The organism is uncultured Porphyromonas sp., assembly GCF_900541275.1.
Taxonomy (GTDB): Bacteria; Bacteroidota; Bacteroidia; order Bacteroidales; family Porphyromonadaceae; genus Porphyromonas_A.
This window is the reverse complement of the sequence record NZ_UQJH01000033.1, coordinates 1-5,973: the sequence shown is the minus strand read 5'-3', so window position 1 is coordinate 5,973 and position 5,973 is coordinate 1. Positions and strand designations below refer to the sequence as shown.

Sequence of the window (5,973 nt, the reverse complement as noted above, 5' to 3'; positions counted from 1 at the left end):
CAGCGACCTCACGCCCCCCAGACGCGCACTCTAACCGGACTGAGCTACATCCCGTTGCTCTCCTCCTTTTGTGTGGGCAAAGGTACTACTATTTTTCCATTATACCAGCGCTTGGGACCGATAACATTTACTACTCAGAGCGGAGAAGTGGCTGAGGTCCGGGGAGGTGGCAGCCGGTGGCGGCGTCACAGCCGTGGTCGGAGGTGAGCGTCAGGCGGTGCGGCGACCGGAGGAGCAGAGGAAGGAGCTCGCTGTCTACACGATGGAGAAAAGCCCTCTTGCCCCTCTCGTCTCGGCGGTGTCCCGCCTGGTCTGCGCCATTGATATGCACTATCACGCGACCGGTACGGTCGGCAGCCTCCAGCGTGAGCCGTCCGAGGAGGTCGAGGTCGGTATCGGTATCTCCCGTGAGTGCGTGGTGCGTCACGGTCTCCCAGCCGAGCATCTTCCCCAGTCCGAGCAAGACCTTCTCCGCCGAAATGATGATCGATGGCTCTCGAAGCAACGGCAGGGAGCTACTCACCCCTTTGTCCCACACGATGAGCCGATGCCGGGGTGTCGTCAGGCGACTGAAGTAGCCTCGGATGGCGCCGTCCCCCTCGGGTAGCAGGTCGCCCTCTCCGGTGACGAAGGGGGTGGGCAGCGTAAGCCTCTCACAGAGGGAGCGCCCCTCTCTTAGGCGAAAGAGCCAGTGCCCCTGCCCGAGGTAATGAGGCTCGATGTCTCTGCCGGTGACCGTGGGAAATGTGAAGTCGTCGGGACTCTCCTGCCTGTCGGGATGACCCAGCTCATTGATGTGGTACCAGCTGGCTCGGAGCCAGAGGTCGTCAGGAACAACCCTCAGCCCGGCACCATAGGCCTCTACGATGGGACGAATGTGGGGCGGAACCTGCCGGAGACCGAGGATCCGAAGGGTGCAGGCGAGAGTCTCGGGACGCCCGCCATCAGAGTAATCAACGGGAGCGAGTTGCTGCATCGAGTCCATAGAGGGATAGTCAGTGAGCCGGAAGTCCGGGTCGGTCATCCCGTCGATGATCAGCAGGATGTGGCTCATACCTTCCGGTCGATGATCCGGTAGAGGAGGTCCATATCGAGTGCTTGCCGGACGCCATCGGCAAGGAGGTCGTACTGCTGCTCCTTGTATGCCTTGAGGTCAAAGCGACGGAGGTCAGTCGGTATGCCGAGCCGCTCAGAGAGCCGGGCGACGAGTGCCTGCGAGATCTCGGGATGGTCAAAGAAGCTGTGGACATAGGTCCCGTAGACATTCCCTTCGCCCCTAAGCACCGGCGCAGTCTCTTGGTCGGTGCAGCGACCTGTGTGGATCTCGTAGCCGTCGTAGGCTCGACCGCTGAGGCAGGAGAGTTCGCCCGCTATCTCCCCCAGTCGCCCGGTGGAGCGGTGCTGCTCCTTCTCCCCACTAAAGAGCGTCCGGACGGGCAGCTGTCCCAGCCCCTTGATGCACTCAATCGTCTCGGTCTCTAAGTGGTCCGGGTCGAGGATCTCCTCGCCGAGCATCTGGTAGCCAGCGCATATCCCGATCGTCAGCCCTCCGGAGGCGATGTACTGCTGCAGTCTGTCGGCGAGACCGGAGGCACGGAGCCACTCGAGATCCTTCGTCGTGCAGGTGCTGCCCGGGATGATCGCCAGCGCCGGCTCGCCAAAGTCCTCCGGATCCTTGATGTACCGCACGGAGACATTGTCGTAGAGCTCCAGTGGAGAGTAGTCGGAGAAGCAGGCGATATGCGGCAGGTGCATCACGACGATGTCGATCGGCTTGCGGGGCTTGTGGGCGGTCAGCTTGTCGGAGAGACTGTCCTCATCCTCCACGTCCACGTCGATGTGAGGGATCACGCCCACCACCGGCACGCCGCAGAGCTCCTCGAGGGTCGCAAGCCCCGGGCGGAGGAGGTCAAGGTCTCCCCTAAACTTATTGATCAGGAGCCCCTTCAGCCGCTTCTTCTCCTCGGGGCGAAAGAGAGCAGCGGTGCCGTAGAGCTGAGCAAAGATCCCGCCTCGATCGATGTCGCCGACGAGCAGCACCGGTGCGTCCACCAGTTCGGCAAGCCCCATATTGACGATGTCCCGACGATTGAGATTGAGCTCCACCGGGCTGCCGGCACCCTCGATCACCATAATGTCCGCCTCCGCGGCAAGGCTGTTGTACGCCCGGAGCACCTCGGGGATGAGCTGAGAGCGCTCTTTCATGTACTCACCGGCAGGCAGCACTGCGACCTGACGCCCATTGACGACCACCTTACTGCTGTGGTCGGAGTTGGGCTTCAGTAGGATCGGATTCATCCGCGTATCGGGACGAATGCCGCACGCCTCCGCCTGTACCACCTGCGCACGGCTCATCTCCCCGCCGTCACCGGTGATGCAGGAGTTGAGCGCCATATTTTGGCTCTTAAAGGGGGCGACCCTGTAGCCGTCCTGGTGGAGGATACGGCAGATGCCGGCAGCCACGAGGCTCTTCCCGGCATTGGACATAGTCCCCTGGATCATAAGGTTCTTAGCCATGGCACTTCAGTATGGTGTATAAGGTATTGAGTAAAGCGCTATTCTCCTCCTCCCTCCGGACAGCGATGCGGTACCAGCCGTCGGAGAGCCCGTGGTAATTGGCGCAGTTGCGTATCAGTATCCCCCTTCGCTCCAGCTCCTTGTCCAGACCTATAGGTCCCCGAAGGAGGAGAAAATTGACCTCCGACGGGAGCACCTCCAGCCCCAGCTCCTCGAGCCCCGCACAGAGTGCCGCCCGCTCCACGTAGATCATCGCCCGAGACCTGATGAGGAAGTCGCTCCGCCCCGCAGCCACCACTCCGGCTCGCTGAGCCGGTACGGAGACATTCCACGGCTGCGAGAGACGGCTCATACGTGCGAGCAAGCTGCTGTCGGCAGTCATACAGTAGCCGATACGAAGTCCGGCGAGGCTGTGGCTCTTGGTAAAGGCGTTGAGGATCATCAGTCCCGGGTAGCGCGCCAGGTCGGTCGTCCGGCTCTCCCGCCGGTCAGCAAGGTCGATGAAGCACTCGTCGATCAGGACCGCTATCCCCCGCTCATCGCAGAGCGAGAGGATCCGGTCGAGCAGCGATGGGCTGATGAGTCGTCCGGTCGGGTTATTGGGGTTGCAGAGGACCAGGAGGTCCGGCTGCTCCTCGTCCAGGCGACTGAGGAGCGACTCCTCCCACACGAAGCCGCTCTCTCGCGTCAGCACCACCTCCCGCACCTCGCACCCTGCAGCGGTGAGGCTGCGACGGTACTCGGAGAAGGTAGGTGCCGCCTCCAGCGCCATCCTTGGTCGCAGGGCGCGGACGTAGAGATCGATCAGGTCAGCGGCGCCATTGCCACAGAGGATGTACTCCTCCGGCAGCTGCTCCTTACGGGCAATCGCCTGCACCAGCTCACGGCAGTAGGGATCCGGATAGTGGTCCAGCTCACCTCGGCTGCCGAGAGCTGCCTCGACCACCTCGGGGAGAGGACCAAAGGGATTGGTATTGACCGAAAAATCCAGCCGGATCGGTCGTCGGTAGCGATCTCCGCCGTGGGGATAGTCTTCCTGGTAAAGCATTAGAGGACGAGGAGTGTGAGGGAGCCAAAGAGCAACATAGTGAGCAGTGCCGTCCCCACCGCCACACGACAGCTACGGTCGATGTCCCGCGGCTCGATCTGGCGAAGCGGATCACCGATGAAGGGCTTATGGTGAATATGTCCGCCATAGGTGGCATCGCCTGCCAGCTGCACCCTCAGCAGCCCCGCCATCACCGACTCCGTCTGAGCAGAATTGGGGCTGGCGTGCTTGTACCTGTCGCGACGGAACACTCGCCAGCCCTGACGACCGTCCAGCCCGAGAAGCAGACCGGCAAGCAGCATCATGAGTGCACAGAGTCGCGCGGGGAGGTAATTGAAAAAATCATCGGCCCGGGCGGCAAAGCGTCCGAAGTAGGTGTACGGCTCATCGATGTAGCCGATCATGGAGTCCATCGTATTCACCGCCTTATAAGCGATGCCGAGAGGTGCCCCACCGAGAACGAGGAAAAGGAGCGGTGCCACGATGCCGTCGGAGGTATTCTCCGCCACCGTCTCCACTGCAGCCTTGGTGACCCCCTCGGCGGAGAGACTCTCCGTATCCCGTCCGACGATCATCGAGACCGCTCGGCGCGCTGCAGGTAGATCCCCGCTGAGTAGAGGCTGCTCCACCTTCTTCGCCTCCGTGACGAGGGAGCGGGTCGCCAGCACCTGCCAGCAGAGGATGCTCTCCACTGCCAGCCCTGCTATGGGATGTATGGCTGTGGCGAGGAAAATCACAAGGGCGCAGAGACTCCCGCTCACCGACACGACGATGAGCCAGAGCAGGAGCCCGGCTCGACAAGCCTCCCCCGGCGTCTGCCCGTCACGCCTCAGCCACCGCTCCAGCCGACCGATTAGCCGCCCCATACCGATGACCGGATGGGGCATCCAGCTCGGGTCACCGAGGCAGAGGTCGAGGAGAAAGCCGATGACGATGGGGAAGAGGTGGTTCATCCCGGGATCAGTAGAGGAAGTCGTTGTAGGGATATCGGGTGACGTGGATCTCCTTAGCTCGGTCATAGAGCAGCTCCTTCAGCTCACTCATGCCCTGACCGGTCTTGGCGGAGACGAAGGCGACGTCGCTCTCGCCCATATGCGCCATGTAGGTCTTCTCCAGATCCTCGAGGGAGAGGTTTTCCTTCGTTGCCGGGGTGAGGTCGTCCGGGTCCTTCTCCACGTAGGAGTAGTCATCGATCTTATTGAAGACCAGGATGACCGGTTTCTTCTCCCCCTCCAGTAGCTCGTCGAGCGTCTTGGAGACCACAGCGATCTGGTCCTCAAAGGCAGGGTGCGAGATGTCCACCACATGGAGCAGGAGGTCCGCCTCGCGCACCTCGTCGAGGGTGGACTTGAAGGACTCGATCAGCTCTGTCGGGAGCTTGCGGATGAAGCCGACGGTGTCGGAGAGGAGGAAAGGAAGATTCTTGATCACCACCTTGCGCACTGTCGTGTCGAGGGTGGCGAAAAGGCGGTTGTCGGCGAAGACCTCGCTATTGGAGAGAGAGTTCATGATCGTCGACTTGCCGACGTTGGTGTAGCCAACGAGGGCGACACGCACGAGGGCACCGCGGTTTTTCCGCTGCGTCTGCTTCTGCTTATCGATCTTCGTAAGGTCGTCGCGAAGCTTGGAGATGCGCCGCTTGATCAGCTGGCGATCGGTCTCCAGCTGCGTCTCACCCGGTCCGCGCATATTGGTCCCGCCACCACGCTGGCGGTCGAGGTGGGTCCACATGCGGGTCAGGCGAGGCAGCATATAATTGTACTGCGCCAGCTCCACCTGCGTTTTGGCGTAGGCGGTGCGGGCATGGTCGGCAAAGATGTCGAGGATCAGGCTGGTGCGGTCACGGACCGGCACCTTGCACACCTTCTCGATCGAATTGATCTGCACGGCGGTCAGCTCATCGTCCACGATGACGAGGTCGAGCTTCTCCCGCTCGATCAGCTCAGCGCACTCCTCGAGCTTACCGCTCCCGAGGTAGGAGCCGGCCTTGGGGGCATCGAGATTTTGCGTCATCGTCGCAGCGGCGGTGATGCCATCCGTCATGGCGAGGAAGGCGAGCTCATCCAAGTAGTCTCGCGTCTGGCGCTCTGTCTGCTCCGGCGTGGTGACCCCGATGAGCAGGGCGCGTAGTTCCTCCTTATTATCCTTAGGAGTAAGGTTCATTTCGTCTATCATTACTACAAAAGTACTAAATAAGACCGTAGTAAAAGTTTCCCCCACAGGACATTTTCTTTTACCGATATTAGGCGCGCCTAATATCGGTAAAAGAGAAAGCCCAGACTGAAGGGGCATTTTTCCGTCACTCAAGGGGCTTCCCGAGAAGGACTCTGCCGCTGTGACACATAGAGACCGCTGCACGAAGGCGATCTGCTGCGTTGCTTTCGGAATTCGGCCTCGGTCACGTACGT

At 61.3% G+C, this 5,973-nt stretch carries 5 protein-coding genes; all 5 read right to left on the bottom strand.

Annotated elements, in window-relative coordinates:
• Window positions 1-130: 130 nt before the first annotated feature.
• Genes QZR17_RS07910 through hflX form a run of 5 tightly spaced genes read right to left on the bottom strand, consistent with a single transcriptional unit; the run spans window position 131 to window position 5,740 of the window.
• Window positions 131-1,054, bottom strand: a complete 924-nt coding sequence (locus tag QZR17_RS07910; protein WP_297129671.1) for a hypothetical protein — start codon at window positions 1,052-1,054, stop codon at window positions 131-133.
• Window positions 1,051-2,517, bottom strand: a complete 1,467-nt coding sequence (locus QZR17_RS07905) for a cobyric acid synthase (protein ID WP_297129669.1) — start codon at window positions 2,515-2,517, stop codon at window positions 1,051-1,053. The genes QZR17_RS07910 and QZR17_RS07905 overlap by 4 nt, the downstream gene beginning before the upstream one ends.
• A complete protein-coding gene (locus tag QZR17_RS07900) occupies window positions 2,510-3,565 on the bottom strand; it encodes a histidinol-phosphate transaminase (RefSeq protein ID WP_297129667.1) in 1,056 nt (351 codons plus the stop codon). The genes QZR17_RS07905 and QZR17_RS07900 overlap by 8 nt, the downstream gene beginning before the upstream one ends.
• Window positions 3,565-4,518, bottom strand: a complete 954-nt coding sequence (gene cbiB / locus QZR17_RS07895; RefSeq protein WP_297129665.1) for an adenosylcobinamide-phosphate synthase CbiB — start codon at window positions 4,516-4,518, stop codon at window positions 3,565-3,567. Before cbiB ends, QZR17_RS07900 begins: the two co-directional genes overlap by 1 nt.
• Window positions 4,519-4,525: 7 nt before the next feature.
• Window positions 4,526-5,740, bottom strand: a complete 1,215-nt coding sequence (gene hflX, locus QZR17_RS07890) for a GTPase HflX (RefSeq protein ID WP_297129663.1) — start codon at window positions 5,738-5,740, stop codon at window positions 4,526-4,528.
• Between the last annotated feature and the right edge of the window lie 233 nt (window positions 5,741-5,973).